12 protein-coding genes are annotated in these 16435 nt (G+C 50.4%); 1 reads left to right on the top strand and 11 read right to left on the bottom strand.

Features of this window, described 5'->3' with window-relative positions; translation table 11 throughout:
• The first annotated feature begins 533 nt into the window (after nucleotides 1-533).
• Complete coding sequence (locus FHS19_RS27840) at nucleotides 534-1781, top strand: molybdopterin-dependent oxidoreductase (protein WP_183585228.1); 1248 nt, start codon at nucleotides 534-536, stop codon at nucleotides 1779-1781.
• Between the two features lie 19 nt (nucleotides 1782-1800).
• Here the strand turns inward: FHS19_RS27840 and FHS19_RS27835 are convergent, their stop codons facing one another.
• The 11 genes from FHS19_RS27835 to rfbB form a co-directional block, all read right to left on the bottom strand.
• Nucleotides 1801-3666: a transglycosylase domain-containing protein gene (locus FHS19_RS27835; protein WP_183585226.1), complete on the bottom strand. Its 1866-nt coding sequence runs from the start codon at nucleotides 3664-3666 to the stop codon at nucleotides 1801-1803.
• Nucleotides 3667-3746: 80 nt separating this feature from the next.
• A complete protein-coding gene (locus FHS19_RS27830; RefSeq protein WP_183585224.1) occupies nucleotides 3747-4274 on the bottom strand; it encodes a hypothetical protein in 528 nt (175 codons plus the stop codon).
• A 259-nt stretch (nucleotides 4275-4533) separates the two neighbouring features.
• The gene (ligA, locus tag FHS19_RS27825) at nucleotides 4534-6555 is read right to left on the bottom strand and encodes an NAD-dependent DNA ligase LigA (protein ID WP_183585222.1); all 2022 of its coding nucleotides are present in this window, start codon (nucleotides 6553-6555) and stop codon (nucleotides 4534-4536) included.
• A gap of 34 nt (nucleotides 6556-6589) precedes the next feature.
• Nucleotides 6590-8917, bottom strand: coding sequence for a DNA helicase PcrA (gene pcrA, locus FHS19_RS27820; RefSeq protein WP_183585220.1), 2328 nt, complete (start codon nucleotides 8915-8917; stop codon nucleotides 6590-6592).
• A 164-nt stretch (nucleotides 8918-9081) separates the two neighbouring features.
• Entirely contained in the window at nucleotides 9082-9768 is a 687-nt protein-coding gene (gene pcrB, locus FHS19_RS27815) for a heptaprenylglyceryl phosphate synthase (RefSeq protein ID WP_183585307.1), read from the bottom strand.
• Between the two features lie 195 nt (nucleotides 9769-9963).
• Nucleotides 9964-10836, bottom strand: coding sequence for a phosphatidylinositol-specific phospholipase C/glycerophosphodiester phosphodiesterase family protein (locus tag FHS19_RS27810; RefSeq protein WP_183585218.1), 873 nt, complete (start codon nucleotides 10834-10836; stop codon nucleotides 9964-9966).
• A gap of 216 nt (nucleotides 10837-11052) precedes the next feature.
• Nucleotides 11053-12459, bottom strand: coding sequence for an undecaprenyl-phosphate glucose phosphotransferase (locus FHS19_RS27805; protein WP_183585216.1), 1407 nt, complete (start codon nucleotides 12457-12459; stop codon nucleotides 11053-11055).
• A complete protein-coding gene (locus tag FHS19_RS27800) occupies nucleotides 12456-13364 on the bottom strand; it encodes a glycosyltransferase family 2 protein (protein WP_183585208.1) in 909 nt (302 codons plus the stop codon). The genes FHS19_RS27805 and FHS19_RS27800 overlap by 4 nt, the downstream gene beginning before the upstream one ends.
• Before the next feature lie 140 nt (nucleotides 13365-13504).
• Nucleotides 13505-14440 (bottom strand): glycosyltransferase family 2 protein, encoded by a 936-nt coding sequence (locus FHS19_RS27795; RefSeq protein WP_183585206.1) that lies wholly within the window; start codon nucleotides 14438-14440, stop codon nucleotides 13505-13507.
• 102 nt (nucleotides 14441-14542) lie between these two features.
• Nucleotides 14543-15403, bottom strand: a complete 861-nt coding sequence (gene rfbD, locus FHS19_RS27790; RefSeq protein ID WP_183585204.1) for a dTDP-4-dehydrorhamnose reductase — start codon at nucleotides 15401-15403, stop codon at nucleotides 14543-14545.
• Nucleotides 15400-16422, bottom strand: coding sequence for a dTDP-glucose 4,6-dehydratase (gene rfbB / locus FHS19_RS27785; protein ID WP_183585202.1), 1023 nt, complete (start codon nucleotides 16420-16422; stop codon nucleotides 15400-15402). Before rfbB ends, rfbD begins: the two co-directional genes overlap by 4 nt.
• Nucleotides 16423-16435 lie beyond the last annotated feature (13 nt).

Here is a 16435-nt window from a genome sequence, read left to right as displayed (position 1 = left end):
ATTAGGCACGCCGCCAGCGTTCGTCCTGAGCCAGGATCAAACTCTCCAAGAAAGTTTGTAGCTCATTTTGAATCTGACGAGATTGATTTAATCTCAGTTAAAAACATCATCCATTTGTTCAGTTTTCAAGGAACTTGATCGCTGCATTCGACATTATTTTCAATTCCGACGCAGGATTATATTGTATCATGTTATTCATATCTTGTCAATACTTATTTAGTAAGCATTGAGGATATTTGAATCACCGCCTTGTTTAGCGGCAAGAAATAATATATCACGGATAACGCCTATTATGCAACAGTTTTTTTAAATTTATGTTGTGGTAAAATTTACTTACTTATTGTTAGCCAATTCTCTTCTTCACTGACATAACTATTTTGCATTTAACAGTGAATCGCCAAGCTTAGAATTCTGTTCTTTTTCTGTAATTGATTCTCCCCATGTGCTTAAAACTACTCACAAAAAGGATCATAAGGAGAAGGTTCATACTCGCAGTACCGTTACTTGTGTTTTCTTAATAAGGAGGCTGACAAATGAGCGATTGGTTAAACAAGATCCGCAAGGGAATCGGCAAGAAGCTGGCTGCCATTCACCGCTGGAACGCATGGATGGTTGCTTTTCTGGCATTCAGCGGAGTGATTCTTCCCCTTGGTTTTTGGCGCGAGGTGCTCGGCGGAGGCCGGGTTTGGTTAAAATGGCTGCATATTGGTGTCGGCTTGGCCCTGCTCCTTCCCGTCGTCTACTACCTCTTTTTGGCGGGCAAGCACTGGAAACTGCTTAAGGACCGTCCGAAGCAGAAGTGGAATGTCATCATCGTGCTGTTCCTGTTGGCGGGATGGTTTCTTTCCGGAGTGGTATTATGGCAGTTCAGAGCATTCGGCCCGTCATGGTCCAACCCCGCTCTGACGATTCATGACCTCTTTACGTGGGTGGGTCTGCCTTATATCATCTATCACTCCGTTACCCGTACCCAATGGCTCAAAGAGCCTCACCGGCGGACGGTAAAGTCTGGGGCTGACCGGCCAGCAGCACCCAATACTGCAAACGAGCCGCTCTACACGCGAAGAGCTTTCATACGATCAGCGATCGGTGTAGGTATGGCGGTAGCGTTCGGGCCTTCTTTTATCAAATGGCTGGGCAGCAGTATCGGCTCGTCACAGCAAAACATGGAGGAGCTGCTCGAAAGGAATGCCAACCACCTGATACCGGCCCCCACACCTGCACCGGAATCCCTCACACCAGTCGGTGGAGGGGCTAAAGGGAATTTTCGCATCTATACGGTAACCCCCATTCCCTCATTCGATAATGCCAACTGGTCCTTTACCGTGGATGGGCTCGTCAATAAACGGCTGCAGTGGAACTGGGAACAATTCGTTAAGCTCCCGCGTGTGGTTCAGGTCAGCGATTTTCACTGCGTGACCGGGTGGTCGGTGTACCATAACACCTGGGAAGGCATTCCCCTTAAAAAATTATTGGATGAAGCCGGGGTTCAGCCAGCGGCACAAACCGTGAAGTTTTATTCGGGCGACGGGGTCTACACGGACTCTTTAACGATGGAACAGGCTCGTATGGACGACATTATGGTGGCCGTGCTGCACGATGGTAAGCCTATACCAAGCGATCTCGGCGGTCCGGTACGGCTGATCGTTCCCCAAATGTATACTTATAAGTCCGTAAAATGGTTAAACCGGATTGAGCTGATTCAAGACGACCATGTCGGCTATTGGGAAGAGCGGGGTTACGATAAAAATGCCTGGCTTCCGGACGCCAAACAGACATAGCTCGCTATCTCACTGGCCCTTAATCAACGTTCAAGCTCCTCCTCATGACCGCCGAAAACAAGGCGGCGGCTTTCCCGCTGCCTGCGGTCATGTAATTATCCGCATCCGTTCTGTCAAACCCCATCCATACAGCTCCGGTCCATTCCGGCGTATAGCCGACAAACCAAAGATCGCGGTTCCCCTTGCTGCTGACGCCGGGCAGGCCAAGCTGCGTGGTGCCCGTTTTGCCCGCAACCGGACGGTTCATCCTCGCTTTCATGCCTGTACCTTCGTTCACGACGCCGCGCAGCATGCGCGTCATATTTTCCGCCGTCGAATGCGAGATGACCTGGCGTTCATCCGGACGATAGGCATACAGCACCCGACCTTTTGAATCCGTGACCTGGCGTACGAGGTGCGCCTCACGATAAGTACCTCCGCTGGCAAATACGCTGTACGCCTGCGCCATTTTCAAGGGAGAAACGCCGGAATGAACGCCGCCAAGCGCTATGGACAGATTAGCATCCTCTGAGGTAAGCGGAATGCCTAGCTTCGCTGCGAACTGTATCGCCTTTGTCATCCCTACCTGCCGCAGCAGCCATACGGCCGGGGCATTTACAGACTGCTGCAACGCTTGCTTCATGGTCATTTGCCCCTGATAGGCTCCGCTCAAATTCTGAGGCCTGTAGCTCCCGTAAGCTATCTTGCGGTCCTGAAGCATGCTGTCCGGAGAAAATTCACCGCTCTCAAGGGCCGGGCCGTAAGCGATAATCGGCTTGAAGGCGGAACCCGGCTGTCTGGCATCGATCAAAGCCCGATTCAAGCTGCCTGCAGCAGGATGCCTGCCTCCGGTCAGCGCCACGATCCCCCCCGTCCGATGATCCATAACCACCATTGCCGCTTCAACCTGCTGATCCTTGCCGTCCGGCGGAAAGAAATCCGGGTTGGCGAAGGTATCTTCCAGCGCAGCCTGTGCAGCTGTATTCATTCCCGTTACGATGGTATACCCGCCTGTCCTCAACTCTTCCAACGTTTTGCCTGTTCGCTGCGCGGCTTCCCTGAGAGCAGCATCCACATAAGAGGCACCGAACTTAGGTGGATTAACCTCCGCCGGCGGCTGATATTTCGAATTCATAGCAGTCATCATGTCGTCACGGGTAATCAGACCTTGCCGCTTCATAACGCCAAGCACTATGTTTCGCCGTTGTACGGGCAGGTCGCCCTTATATAACGGATTGTAAATTGACGGTCCTTTCGGAATGGCAGCCAAGGAGGCGATTTGCGCCACATTGAGCTTTTTCAGGTCCGTCACCCCGAAATAATGCTCCGCCGCAGATTGGATGCCGAATTGCCCATCCCCCATGTAAATCTCATTCAAATACAATTCCAAAATGTCATGCTTGGACAAGCGTTTCTCCAGCGACAAAGCGATGGAAGCCTCGTTCAGCTTGCGCACCAGCGTTTGATCCCGGTTCAGATAGAGATTTCGTGCCAACTGCTGCGTAATGGTGCTGCCGCCTTCCGAAATCCGCATATGGATGGAGTTGTTGTATACCGAACGCGCAATCCCTTTGTAATCCAGCCCATGATGTCCATAAAAACTCCGGTCCTCCACCGCCAGAAAAGTGTCCACCAGCAAATCAGGCATATCTTCCAGATGCGCCTTGACCCTGTAGCCCGACTCCGGCAGTGGTATTTTTCGAAGCTTGGTCCCGTCCGAGGCCACCAGGATGCTCGACTCCGGCAATACCCGTTTCTCGGGATGACGTCCCACCACGACGCCTCCGTACACATGAACGTAAAACAGACCCGCCAGTACGATCACCGCACCGATGACCGCGACATCGAACGAGAGGTAGAGCCCCCTCTTCACCTTACGCCAAACATCTCCCTGAAGGCTGTTCATGACGCCGTCATCAGGCTTTCCAGAAGCCTTTTCAATCCTTGCGCTTCCCGTTTCACGGATTCCATATCGAAATCTGGCGACTACTGACTGTCCGGATCTACAGCCCCCAATGTACGAAGCAGCAATTTTATTCGCAAAATAACTGCCATGACCTCTTCGTTATCCAGAAGCAGAGTCGATTCATTTGGGATGGGCGGTATGGATATTCGATCGGCGGAAGATGTTGTCCTCCATCTACGAACGCCCTGTAAGTGGCAAGCCAATGCCTTCAACTCACCACCGGAGGCAACTTCCAGTTCATTGAAGGATCCCCGTTCTGCCAGCTCCTCCGCCGCTCTCACGATCTGCTTCATATCATCCGCAAGTTTTTGCGAGCGAAGCATGAACAAACCGGCAAACACGATGAAAAAGACAGCAGCGGCAATCGGCATTCTACCAATATAGTTCACCAAACCACGGGCCAGCCTGGCGAAAAATGAATCGGGCGAAACATGCGCATAGGACCACGCAAAGACACGGTATGTCAAAAAGAGAACGATACCGCTTAACAAAGCGCTGCCCGTCATTGTATACAGATAAGCAGCCCGAACCGTTAACCATTTTCTCAAAAACCTAGGCCTCCTCTCTGCATTGTGGAAAAATCACCCACCTCTGCGCAACAGGATACCAGACAATTCTTAACAAACACCCGCGAAATCCTTAACATTCCCTTAAAATTCACCGCAAGCAGAAATCCGGCTCAATTCAGAGAGACCCCTCATGTGAGTTCATCGAGGATCAAAACAGGCAATGTTGGCATGAAAAAAAAAGAAAAAGCCCTGGACCCATTTTTCAATGAGCCAGGACCTTGTTGGTCACGTCCTATAACTAGTTCGCCTCTTCGTTCAAAAGACGGATGAACTCGTCCTCATCCTCGATCACCTGGATGCCGAGCTGCTTGGCTTTGGCCAGCTTGCTGCCGGCCTTCTCCCCGGCAATGAGCAGGTCCGTCTTGGCTGAGACGCTGCCCGTCACTTTCGCTCCAAGCGCCTCCAGCTGCGCCGACGCCTCATCGCGGGTCATTTGGTGCAGCGTGCCGGTCAATACGACCGTTTTTCCGCTGAAGAAGGAGTCGGTTTTAATCGCCTGAGGTGCCTCCGGAGCCTTCGCCTGTACGCCGAGGGAGAGCATTTTCTCGATGCCCGCCACCACAAACGGATCGGCAAAGAAATTCACGATGCTCTCGGCGACAATACCGCCGACATCCGGTAGAGCGATTAACTCCTCTACGTCGGCTTTCATCACGGCATGGAGATCCCGGTAATGGTCCGCCAGCATCTTGGCTGTGGATTTGCCGGTGTTGGGTATACCTAAAGCGTACAGGAAGGAAGCAAGATCCCTGCCCTTGCTATTCTCAATCGCCTCCAACAGATTCATCGCCTTTTTCTCGCCAAAACGATCCAGCTTCACCAGCTGCTCAAATGTCAGCTCGTAAAGCTCAGCTGCTTCGTGCACGTTCAGTTCGTCGTACAGCTGTCCGGCTGTCTTATCGCTGAACGTTTCGATGTCCATCGCGTCACGGGAGGCGAAATGCGTAATCCGCCCGATGATTTGCGGCCTGCAGTTCAGCTTGTTGTTGCAGAACAAATGGGCACCGCGCATTTCCAGCGGGAAGCCGCACGCCGGGCAATGCTCCGGATAAATGATTTCACCGCCGTCGTTTTCTTCGGTCACCTTACCCAAAATCTCCGGAATGACGTCGTTGGAACGGCGAATAAACACGCGCGTGCCCAGCGCATATTTCAGGTTTTTGCGCTCGATGTCCCCCACGTTGTTCAGCGTACAGTTCTGAACGGTAACGCCCGCCAGCTCCACCGCCTCTACCCGGGCGAGCGGAGTTACTTTACCGGTGCGGCCTACGTTCCAGCTGACCGATTCCAGCACGGTCGTCGTCTCTTCCGCCTCGAATTTGTAAGCAACGGCCCAACGAGGGAACTTGTCCGTATAGCCGAGCGCCTCGCGCGTACGCATATCGACGATTTTGATAACGGCTCCGTCAATGAGATAGTCCAGACTGGAACGGCGCTCCTGAATTTCGGCCAGCTGTTCCATGACATCGTCGAAGTTATCGAAATACGTGATGTACGGGTTGACTTTAAAATGGTTTTCCCGCAGAAAATCCATCATTTCCTTATGGCTGTCGAAACGGATGTTATCCGAATAGCCCACGTTGTAGAAATAGGCATTCAACCGGCGCTCGGCGGTCACCTTCGGATTCAGGTTGCGCAGCGCTCCCGCCGCCCCGTTCCTGGCGTTCTTGAGCGGCTCAGCCGCCGTCTTGTTGTACTCCTCGAGCACAGAGAGGTTCATAATCCCTTCGCCCTGGACCTCGATCGTTCCGTCCTTGTAGGGAATGCTCAAAGGCACCGATTTAATCGTCTTGATCTGCGGAAGGATGCCTTCGCCGACCACGCCGTTTCCGCGCGTAGCCGCCTGAACCAATCTTCCGTTGGTATAGGTCAAATTGAGCGTGAGCCCATCAAACTTCAGCTCCACCGCATAGCTCAGCTCCGGCAAAGGGTTATCCGGGTTTCTCTTGTTATAGTCTTGAACCAGCCTTACAGCCCTTGCGTTCCAGCTGCCAAGCTGTTCGATATTTTGGGCCTTATCCAGGCTCCACAGCGGAGCCAGATGACGATGCTGGACAAATCCTTTGAGCAGCTCTCCCCCTACACGCTGTGTCGGAGAATCCGGCAGTGTCACGCCGGTCTCCTTCTCCAATGCAACGAGCTGGTCGTACAAAGCGTCGTACTCTTTATCGCTAATGACAGGCGCATCCAGCGTGTAGTATTGATAACTGTGCTTATTCAGCTCGGCTACGAGCTGCTCCATGGTCAACTTCAGATCCATGCAGGGTCATCCCTCCGTCTATAGATTCATAATTTTAATTTTCCACTTTAGTGATCGGCGCAAACCCGGCCAGAAGGCGTTTCACGCCAACCGGCGCCGGAAAAGCGATCTGCAGCTCCGTATCGTTGCCGCTGCCTTTGACCGAAACGACCGTCCCGGTGCCCCATTTGCCGTGGGAGACTTTGTCCCCCGCCTTCAGGGCGGTGAGGTCCGAGGTGCTGCCCACTGCTGCCATTTTGGCCGGAGTGGAGGTAGTTACCGTCACCCGGCTCTCTCGTCCAACCGAAGTGGCCGTGGAACCGCTCTGGGAGGATGGCGCGGCGCTTCTTCCGAAGTTGCTGCCTCCACTGCCAAAGCCTCTGCCGCCATACGAACCGCCAATGTTGCCTCCACGGCGGTAGCGGTCGCGGGCAACAACCGTATCTTCCTTTAGCTCTTCCGGAATTTCATCCAGGAAGCGGGAAGGCGGGTTGGCCGTCGTCCGGCCGAACAAGGTTCGCATCTGCGCGCAGGAGAGGAACAGCTGCTGCTCCGCGCGGGTAATCCCGACATAAGCCAGCCGGCGCTCCTCCTCCAGCTCCTCATTATCCTGGAAGGCCCGGCTGTGCGGGAATACGCCCTCTTCCATGCCGATGATAAACACCACCGGGAACTCCAGCCCCTTGGCGCTGTGCATCGTCATCAGGACAACCGCATCCGAGCGGTCCTCCTCGTTGTCGTTCATGCTGTCGATGTCGGCGATGAGCGCCAAATCGGTCAGAAACGCCACCAGCGACTTATCTTCATTATTCTTCTCAAATTCCATCGTAACAGACAGGAACTCGTCGATATTTTCCAGGCGGGACCGGGATTCGATCGTATTCTCGCGCTGCAGGTCGATCCGGTACTGGGTCATCTCCAGCATTTTCTCGGTCAGCTCGGTGACGGACAGATACTCCACCATCTGGTAAAGGGCCGAAATCATATCGTAAAACTCCACCAGGGCATTGCGGGTCCGTCCGGCAAAGCCGAGATCGTCAACGAACTCCAGCACGCGGAAGATGGATACTCCCCGCTCCGTCGCCGCGGCTGCAAGCTTCGCCACCGTCGTATCACCGATACTCCGTTTGGGAACGTTAATGATCCGCGTCAAGCTGATATCGTCATCCGGATTGGAGAGCAGACGCAGATAAGCAAGCATATCCTTGATCTCTTTGCGGTCGTAGAACTTGATGCCGCCGACGATTTGGTACGGAATGTCCGACTTGATCAAAATTTCCTCGATCACCCGGGACTGGGCGTTGGTCCGGTACAGGATGGCGTGATCCTGATACGACTTGCCCTGATTGACGTTCTTGCTGATTTCCGAGGTGACGAAATACCCTTCGTCATGCTCCGAGTCCGCCCGGTACACTTTAATCTTCGCGCCTTCACCTTTATCGGTCCACAGCTTCTTCGGTTTGCGGCCGGTGTTCTGTCCAATGACTTCGTTCGCCGCGTTCAGAATCGTCGAGGTCGAGCGATAGTTCTGTTCGAGCAGAATGGTGCGCGCTTCCGGATAGTCCTCTTCAAAATTCAAAATGTTGCTGATGTCCGCGCCGCGCCAGCGATAAATAGACTGGTCGCTGTCGCCGACGACGCAAATCCGGTGATGGCTGTCGGCCAGCATCCGGCACAGCATGTACTGCGCCCGGTTCGTATCCTGGTATTCGTCGACATGGATGTACTGGAACTTTTTCTGATAAAAATCCAGCACTTCCGGCACTTCCTTAAACAGCTGGATTGTCGCCATGATCAAATCGTCGAAGTCCAGCGAGTTGTTGGCCTTGAGCCGCTTCTGGTACATCGTGTACACCTTGGCGACCAGGCCTTCGAAATAGTCTCCCGCCTTCTGTTCATACTGCGACGGCGTTACCAGTTCGTTCTTCGCCGTGCTGATCACGGACTGGATCGCCTTCGGCTCGAATTTCTTCGTGTCGAGGTTCAGATCCTTCATGCAGTTGCGGATCACGGACAGCTGGTCTGTCGAATCCAGAATGGAAAAGTTCGAGGTGAATCCGATGCGTTCAATATCTCTCCGCAAAATGCGGACGCACATCGAGTGGAACGTGGACACCCAAATGTCCCGGCCCTCATTGCCGACCAGCTTGGCTACCCGGTCCTGCATCTCGCGTGCGGCTTTGTTGGTAAAGGTGATGGCCAGAATGCCCCAAGGCGGCGCCTTGCGGGTTGCGATCAGGTAAGCGATCCGGTGCGTCAGCACCCGGGTCTTGCCGCTGCCTGCGCCGGCCATGATAAGCAGCGGGCCGTCCGTAGCTTCCACGGCTTGGCGCTGCTGCGGGTTCAATCGTTGTATGGCTTGTTGTATATCAATAGGTTGCATGCGTGCATGCTCCTTCCTGCTATAGAAATTCATAAAAAATGATAGGAGTCATAAAAGCGTTCTACGGCTTAACCGAGAAAGACCAACACTCGGCATGCCGGTTAGCGGTTCTCTGTGTTTTGCCGTAAGGGGCCTTACTCATAACCATCTAATGCCACTTACTTTTATTCCTTAACGGCCTTAACCGTCAGCAGCGCCTGCTTCAAATCTTCGTAAACGACGTTGCCGACGACGATCGTGTCGCAGACGTCAGCTGCCTGACGGGCCGATTCGGCATCCTTGATGCCTCCGCCATAGAACAGCTTGGCCCCGTTCAGAGAGCGGTGAATGTGACGCACGGTCTCCATGTCCCCGAACGTCCCGCTGTATTCCACATAGACAACCGGCAGAGACATCAGTTTGTCCGCGACCTGGGCATATGCCGCCGCTCCGGCCGCATCCAGCTCGGTCTGTGCTCCGGTCAAGCGGGCAACCGTGGAATCGGCGTTCAGGACGATATATCCTTCGGGAACGAGCAGCTCCCACGGGATCATGTATCCATATTCCTCCACCGCCCGCTGATGATGGCCAACGAGCCATGCCGAATCCGAAGCATTGAGCACCATGGGGATCATATACAGATCAAAACCCGGTACGATCGCCTCCAGGTCGGACACCTCCAGCACGCAGGGGACCTCATATCGTCTAATACGGGACAGCAGCTCTACGGTGTTGTCGAACGTTACCCCACTGGACCCGCCCACCATGACGGCGTCCGTACCGGACATGCACACCGCATCCAGCGCCTCGTCGGCGATCTCCTTATCCGGGTCAAGCTTAAACACATGCCTCCATGGCATAATCATTTGCATCAAACGGCATTCCTCCACGACAAATCTTCATAAATCTAGTCTATGTCAGCACCGGGTGAGTGTCAATTTGTGTTCGCATAAAATGCGAACATTTTTTCGCCAATCCGGCACACGCAAAAAAGAAGATATGCTCCGGGTAGAGAAGCATATCTTTCAGGTCATAAACGATTCATCAGGTGAAGAATATGGATGCAATTACCACCCGAGGGCAACCAGCCAGCGGTTGTCCCCGAGCTCTTGTTCCGTTACAAAGTCGGAATACACGCCCGTAACCCCCATTCGCTGCAGCCTACTGATTTCGGAAGGATCGTTAATCGTATTCACATAAGCCGTGATTCCCGCCTTCTTCAGCTTGGCCAGAAAATCAGGCTTCGCCCGGGATTCCGGGATCGTAACCGCATCAATCGAATGGCTTGCAGCAAAATCGATGACTTCCTGATCCGTATCCTTGGTAGCATACAGCGTGTATATAATGGACGGAAACTCATAAATACCGTTCACCATTTGCAGCATCGGCTGATCGTAAATTTGCGGCACAACCCTTTCCAGCAGCGCGGGATCGCGTTTTTTCGCCGTATCTACAAGGATCTCCAGCTCTTTTTGCATATCCGCCGGCTCCTGCTCCTTCGTATCCGTCACGATATAAATATCGGGATAATGCTCCATCAGGTCCAAAATATCCGACCAATCCAGCGGCTCGTATGTGCCGAGGATTTTACTGTTTTTGAAGTCGCTGTAGGTCAGTCTTCCCGACTGCTTGTCCTTCGGAAGCTCACCCTTTTGCCCCAGCAGCTCGGTCATGTACTGCGTCCATTCGTGCCTGGCCACCAAATGCCCGTCCGCCGTCAGAAGCAGATCCACCTCGAATACACGGTTTCCTTTTTCATAGTTGGCAATAAACGCCTCGTAGGAATTCGTGTACGCATGCTCGCGGATCCCGCCCATCGCGTGGGAAATGACCCGGTAATCGGTAAAATTGTTGTTGATGTCCTTGGAGCTTCCCTGGGGAACCCACATCATCAGGCCGGCCGCCACCACCAGCGCTAGCAATGCCACCCATTTCCTCATCGATATCACATCCTTTTCACCAGCGTAAGCGTGAGGGAGCGTGTCTGAATCGTTGGGAGCCGAAAAAAGAAAGAGATTCGTTAGTAGAGATTACCCGGACGGGAGGGGCATCAAACGAAGAAGGGGGAGGGGAATGTTGGGAAATAGCCTAAATACCCTATGGGATAAGAAAAAGCGACGTCATGGACGCCGCTTCATTGAATCAGTGCTTGATTTCTAATATGCGTTTTTATTAACAAAGCCATTTCGTATCGTTTTGAAAATGATTTTAATATCAAACAGAAGAGACCAGTTTTCGATGTAGAAAATATCGTGATTGACCCGTTCTTCGATGGAGGTATCCCCTCGCAGGCCGTTACTCTGGGCATAGCCAGTTATGCCAGGGCGAACATGGTGCTTTACCATGTACTTCGGAATTTCCTCTCTGAACTGCTCCACGAAATAGGGTCGCTCCGGTCTAGGACCTACGACGCTCATATGCCCCAGCAGCACGTTGAAAAATTGCGGTAATTCGTCCAAGCTGGTTTTCCTGAGAAACGAACCAAACCTGGTTCGTCGCGGATCATTTTCCGTTGTCCAACCCGTATCGACCGTGCCAGGAGGCATCACTTTCATTGATCGGAACTTATACATCATAAAGGTACGGCGGTTTAAACCAACCCGTTCCTGTTTGAAAATAGCCGGGCCGGGCGAAGTGATTTTGACACCAATCCCAATAAAAAGCAACAGCGGGGACGTCAGAATAATGGCAAACAAAGAGAACGCAATATCGAACAACCTCTTAAACAATCGGTTCGCCGCCATATCCAGCGGAATATCACGGACGTTAATTGTCGGCATGCCAGCAAAGTTATCAAAGTAAGGTCTGGCTGGCAGATAGTCGAAAAAGTCAGGAATAATGAGTGTACGTACGCCGGCCTTTTCACATAAGGCTATAATCTTAGCATATTTGAAGTGAGCATCTAGCGGGAGAGCCAGCACGACCTCGTCAATCAGTTCTTTTTCCAGAACTTTTGGTAGATCGTCAACCGTCCCCAGTATAGGCTTAAAACGGAGCTTCTCCTGGCTGTCCCACTTCTGGTAATCATCAAGAAAACCAATCACTTCATAGCCTAGTTCAGGATATTGCTTAAGGTTTTGAAAAAACCTTTTCCCCAACGATCCCGCCCCAACGATCAAAACGAACTGCCGATTGTATCCCTTTTGCCGAAAATACTTTAATGACGATTTAAGAATATAACGGTAAACAAGGATAAACATCACCAGAGTAATCATATAAAGCGCCAAGTACGAACGGGAGATATTTACTTCCTTCACAAAGAACATTAAACTCAAGAGCACAAAAATGCTGATGCTATGTACTTGGATGATTTTAATGAATTCATCGGCAAATCGTTTCTTACGCTTAGGTGAATATAAGGCAATCATCATGCCGGCTAAGACAGCGATGCCCCCATAAACAAAGCTCCACATGGCATAGGTTTCGACGGGCAGCGGCCTGCTGAACGGTATCCAGCCGCTACGAAACCGGATCCACCATACCAATAGGAACGAAAACTGGATGAAGGCAAAGTCCGTCAGTGCATACATCTGAGACAGGAACTCCTGATTTTTCCGGATCACATGCCCACCTCCACACATGTTTCCTTAGGATCGATTACTGATTTTGGCCGAACCAGCCTACTCTTTAACAGAGCCATTACAAATTTAAGCCCTACGCCCATATATATGAGGGAATTCGTCAAAACATTGTAATGTTTGCGATAATGCTTCCGGTGAAACACGATCATCGCGCGATGGAATTCGTAAATGATCTTATACGGTCTTCTGCGGGCACTTCCACCTTTATAGTGAACAACCGTGGTTTTTGGATAGTAATGAATGTCCCAACCCGCCTGCTTAATCCGGTAACACCAGTCAATATCCTCGCCATACATAAAGAACGTTTCGTCAAGTCCTCCAACCGTTTCCAACACCTCACGGCGTACAAGCATAAAGGCCCCCACCAGACAATCCACCGGGTACGCCTGATCCGGATCCAAGTGCCCCAGTTGGTATTGGTTAAACCTCGGGTTATCCGGAAACAGCTTGGAAAATCCGAAGGCATAATAAAACGAAGCCGACGGCGTCGGAAATCCGCGCTTGCAGGCTTTGTCCAGTGAGCCGTCAGGCAGTATGATTTTACAGCCGGATGCTCCTGCCTTGGGTTGTTCGTCCATGAAGGTGATCATGATATGAAGCGTATCCTTTGGGATCACCGTATCTGAGTTAAGCAGTAAAACGTAACGTCCCTCAGCCGCTTCCATCCCCTGGTTATTAGCCTTGGCAAATCCAGTATTATTCTTATTCGCGATGAGTTTCACTTGAGGAAACTCGGCTCCAATCGTCTCAACCGAATCATCGGAAGAGTTGTTATCGATGACGATGACCTCATAGTTAAAATCGGTCTCCGAGTCAAACACGGAACGAAGACAATCCACTGTCAGCTGGCATGTATTGTAATTCACAATAAGAATGCTTAAATCCAATTTGAAGCACATCCTGACAACCATAGTTATGAAAATATATTAAAATAACGACAATAAAGCCAATTTAAACCTATCTATCGACATTATAGCATAAGAACATTGTAATCTACGTATTAACAGGAAATTAAGACAGTATTAAATTATCTCATACTCTGTTTTTCGTTAATTGCTTTTCGTTTGCTTTTCAAATCACTATACTGCTTTATAAATAATTTCCACGCACCTAGAATACGAACTTCTCTTAATAGGAAATATCCGTTACTGGCAATCTCATAAGGCAAGACCAGTGCTAAGTCCAGTAACAAGCGAAAACGGTCACTATTTTTATAGATCATTTTGTATCGGTTAATATAAGAATACCTTCGGATAAATAGCGGCTGCCGTTGGCGGGTTCCCTTCTTCCAGCCTCGCGCATGATACCCAATGGCTTCTGCATGAAAGTACGATTTCCATCCCAAAACCTGTGCTCTCCAGGCAACATCTACATCCTCTTTATAAGCAAAAAAGTCACCGTCAAAAAACTCCTCGTTTATGCTGATATCCTGAATCATCTTTCTAGAATACATGGCTGCTGCACCTGAAACACCAAAAACCTCTCCCGACTGGTTCCATTTAGATGATGGTTCCCCCGCCCCTCGATCAAAGGCTCTATACGCCTTGTTCATGATAAGCCCCGTGCTATCCACAATCTCAGGATTCGATTTAAGAAGCAGCTTGCCAGTTGCACTACCCACTCCAAGGTGAGTCTCGAGACTGTTGATCAGTAATTCCACATAGCTTGGATCCAATGTAACGTCCGGATTAAGAACTAAGATGTAGTCGCTGTCCGTAACCCCAATAGCCTGGTTATGGCCGGGTGCAAAACCAAGATTCTCTTGATTTATTATTATCTTCAGTTTCTCACCAATTGTATTTTGAAGACATAGGATTCTTTCCAATGTATCGTCAGTAGAATGATTGTCAACAATAACAATTTCTTCAATAGGATAGGTTTGAGCTTGAACAGCCTTTAGACATGGAATGATATCTTCTCCACTATTAAAAGTAACAATATGTACGCTTACTCGTTTATTCATAGACAATTACCTTGTTCCCATCTTAATTATTGATTCCATTATAGCAAATAAACTCTCATCCTATGGGAGGGCGAGAGTTTATTATGAACTAAGCATTAATTCTTAGCTTGGCAAATGCTTCAGAAAATCGACGAGCCCCTCGCGCCATGGTCTAAGATCCGTTAATCCATTCGTCCGAATCGATAAGTGATCCATAACCGAATTCGCAGGTCTTGGAGCGGGACGAGGAAACTGCTCTGTCGTACATGGCATAACCTGTGCAATAATTTGAAAACCAAGCTTCTGAGCTTCTTCAAAAATCGCCTGTGTAAATTCAAACCATGTGCATTCTCCACAGTTTGATGCATGGTAGATGCCGTATTTTTCGGTATGGATCAGTTCTTCCAGAAAAAGAGCCAGATCAACCGTGTAGGTCGGCGAACCCTTTTGATCATTTACGACTTGCAGCTGGGGTTTCTCCTGTCCCAGACGAAGCATTGTTTTCACAAAATTATTTCCATGCAGCCCGTAAACCCAGGATGTGCGGACAATGAAATATCTTGAAGATAAGCTTTGCGCAAGTACTTCGCCTGCTCTTTTTGATTTTCCATACACGCTTTGCGGATCCGTATTGTCATATTCTTGGTAAGGCACAATCGAGCGACCATTAAACACGTAATCCGTACTGATGTAAACCAGTTTAGCGCCAACCTTCTCTGCTGCAACGGCAATGTTACGAGTACCCACCGCGTTCACTTTATAAGCCCCATCTACATCGGTCTCGGCAGCATCCACTGCAGTATAAGCTGCGCAATGGATGATAGAATCCGGTTGGAATTCGCCAATAACACCTTGGCATTGCTCCAAATTCGTAATGTCCAATTCGGAGCGGCTGCATCCCATGACTTCATGCCCCTTTTGTTGGAAAAGAGCGACTACATCTTTCCCTAATTGGCCCGAGGCTCCAGTAACTAGCGCTCTCATATGGAATCGCCCAACCGCTCGCCGTACTGCTTGGCGTAATAATCTTGGTACTCGCCAGACTGAATACGGGTCCACCAGTCTTTATTATTTAGGTACCACTGAATCGTTTCCTTAATACCGGTTTCGAAATTATGCCCAGGCTTCCACCCAAGCTCCTGTGTAATTTTCGTTGGATCAATGCCGTAACGTCGATCATGCCCAGGGCGATCCTGGACATACGTAATCAGTGATTCCGGTTTACCCAACTCTCCCAAAATGGTTTTTACGATGTGAAGGTTCGTCCTTTCATTATTGCCTCCAATGTTGTATACCTCGCCGACACGGCCTTTGTGAATAACCAGATCAATGGCGCTGCAATGGTCTTCTACATACAGCCAATCACGAATGTTGAGTCCATTTCCATAAATCGGAAGCGCCTGGTCATTCAAAGCTCGGGAAATCATCAGCGGAATCAGCTTTTCCGGGAATTGATACGGTCCGTAGTTGTTAGAACAGCGGGTGATATTCACCGGCAGACCAAAAGTCTCGTGGTAAGCGCGAACAAGGAGGTCGCCCCCAGCTTTACTGGCAGAGTATGGGCTGTTTGGGGTTAGCGGCGTCTCCTCAGTAAACAGCCCCGTCTCACCCAGTGTGCCATACACCTCATCCGTGGATACCTGTACATACTTAGTAACATTGTACTTTTTGGCGGCATCCAGAAGAATTTGGGTACCCAATACATTGGTTTTTACAAACACTTCCGGATCGAGAATGCTCCGGTCCACATGCGATTCAGCAGCGAAGTTCACGACCACATCAATCCCCTGCTGGAACAACGCATCCATCGCTTTAGGGTCTGTAATATCTGTTTTGAAGAAAGTGTAGCTGGGATTATTCTCTATAGATTTTAAATTCTCCAGGTTTCCCGCATACGTCAATGAATCAACATTAATGATTTGGTATTCTGGATATTTCTCAAGCATATACAGCACAAAGTTACTGCCTATAAAACCGGCTCCACCGGTAACAAGAAGTTTCATGTAAAACGCGGCC

It is taken from the genome of Paenibacillus rhizosphaerae, assembly GCF_014192015.1.
GTDB lineage: Bacteria > Bacillota > Bacilli > Paenibacillales > Paenibacillaceae > Paenibacillus_AQ > Paenibacillus_AQ rhizosphaerae.
Note: the sequence above shows the minus strand (reverse complement) of the source record. Positions and strands in the feature narration are given on the sequence as shown.

What these genes read in the sequence shown, in the direction of transcription:
- FHS19_RS27840 (WP_183585228.1), top strand. Translation starts at nt 534, where the DNA reads ATGAGCGATTGGTTAAACAAGATCCGCAAGGGAATCGGCAAGAAGCTG.
- FHS19_RS27835 (WP_183585226.1), bottom strand. Translation starts at nt 3,666, where the DNA reads ATGAACAGCCTTCAGGGAGATGTTTGGCGTAAGGTGAAGAGGGGGCTC.
- ligA (WP_183585222.1), bottom strand. Translation starts at nt 6,555, where the DNA reads ATGGATCTGAAGTTGACCATGGAGCAGCTCGTAGCCGAGCTGAATAAG.
- pcrA (WP_183585220.1), bottom strand. Translation starts at nt 8,917, where the DNA reads ATGCAACCTATTGATATACAACAAGCCATACAACGATTGAACCCGCAG.
- pcrB (WP_183585307.1), bottom strand. Translation starts at nt 9,768, where the DNA reads ATGCAAATGATTATGCCATGGAGGCATGTGTTTAAGCTTGACCCGGAT.
- FHS19_RS27810 (WP_183585218.1), bottom strand. Translation starts at nt 10,836, where the DNA reads ATGAGGAAATGGGTGGCATTGCTAGCGCTGGTGGTGGCGGCCGGCCTG.
- FHS19_RS27795 (WP_183585206.1), bottom strand. Translation starts at nt 14,440, where the DNA reads ATGAATAAACGAGTAAGCGTACATATTGTTACTTTTAATAGTGGAGAA.
- rfbD (WP_183585204.1), bottom strand. Translation starts at nt 15,403, where the DNA reads ATGAGAGCGCTAGTTACTGGAGCCTCGGGCCAATTAGGGAAAGATGTA.
- rfbB (WP_183585202.1), bottom strand. Translation starts at nt 16,422, where the DNA reads ATGAAACTTCTTGTTACCGGTGGAGCCGGTTTTATAGGCAGTAACTTT.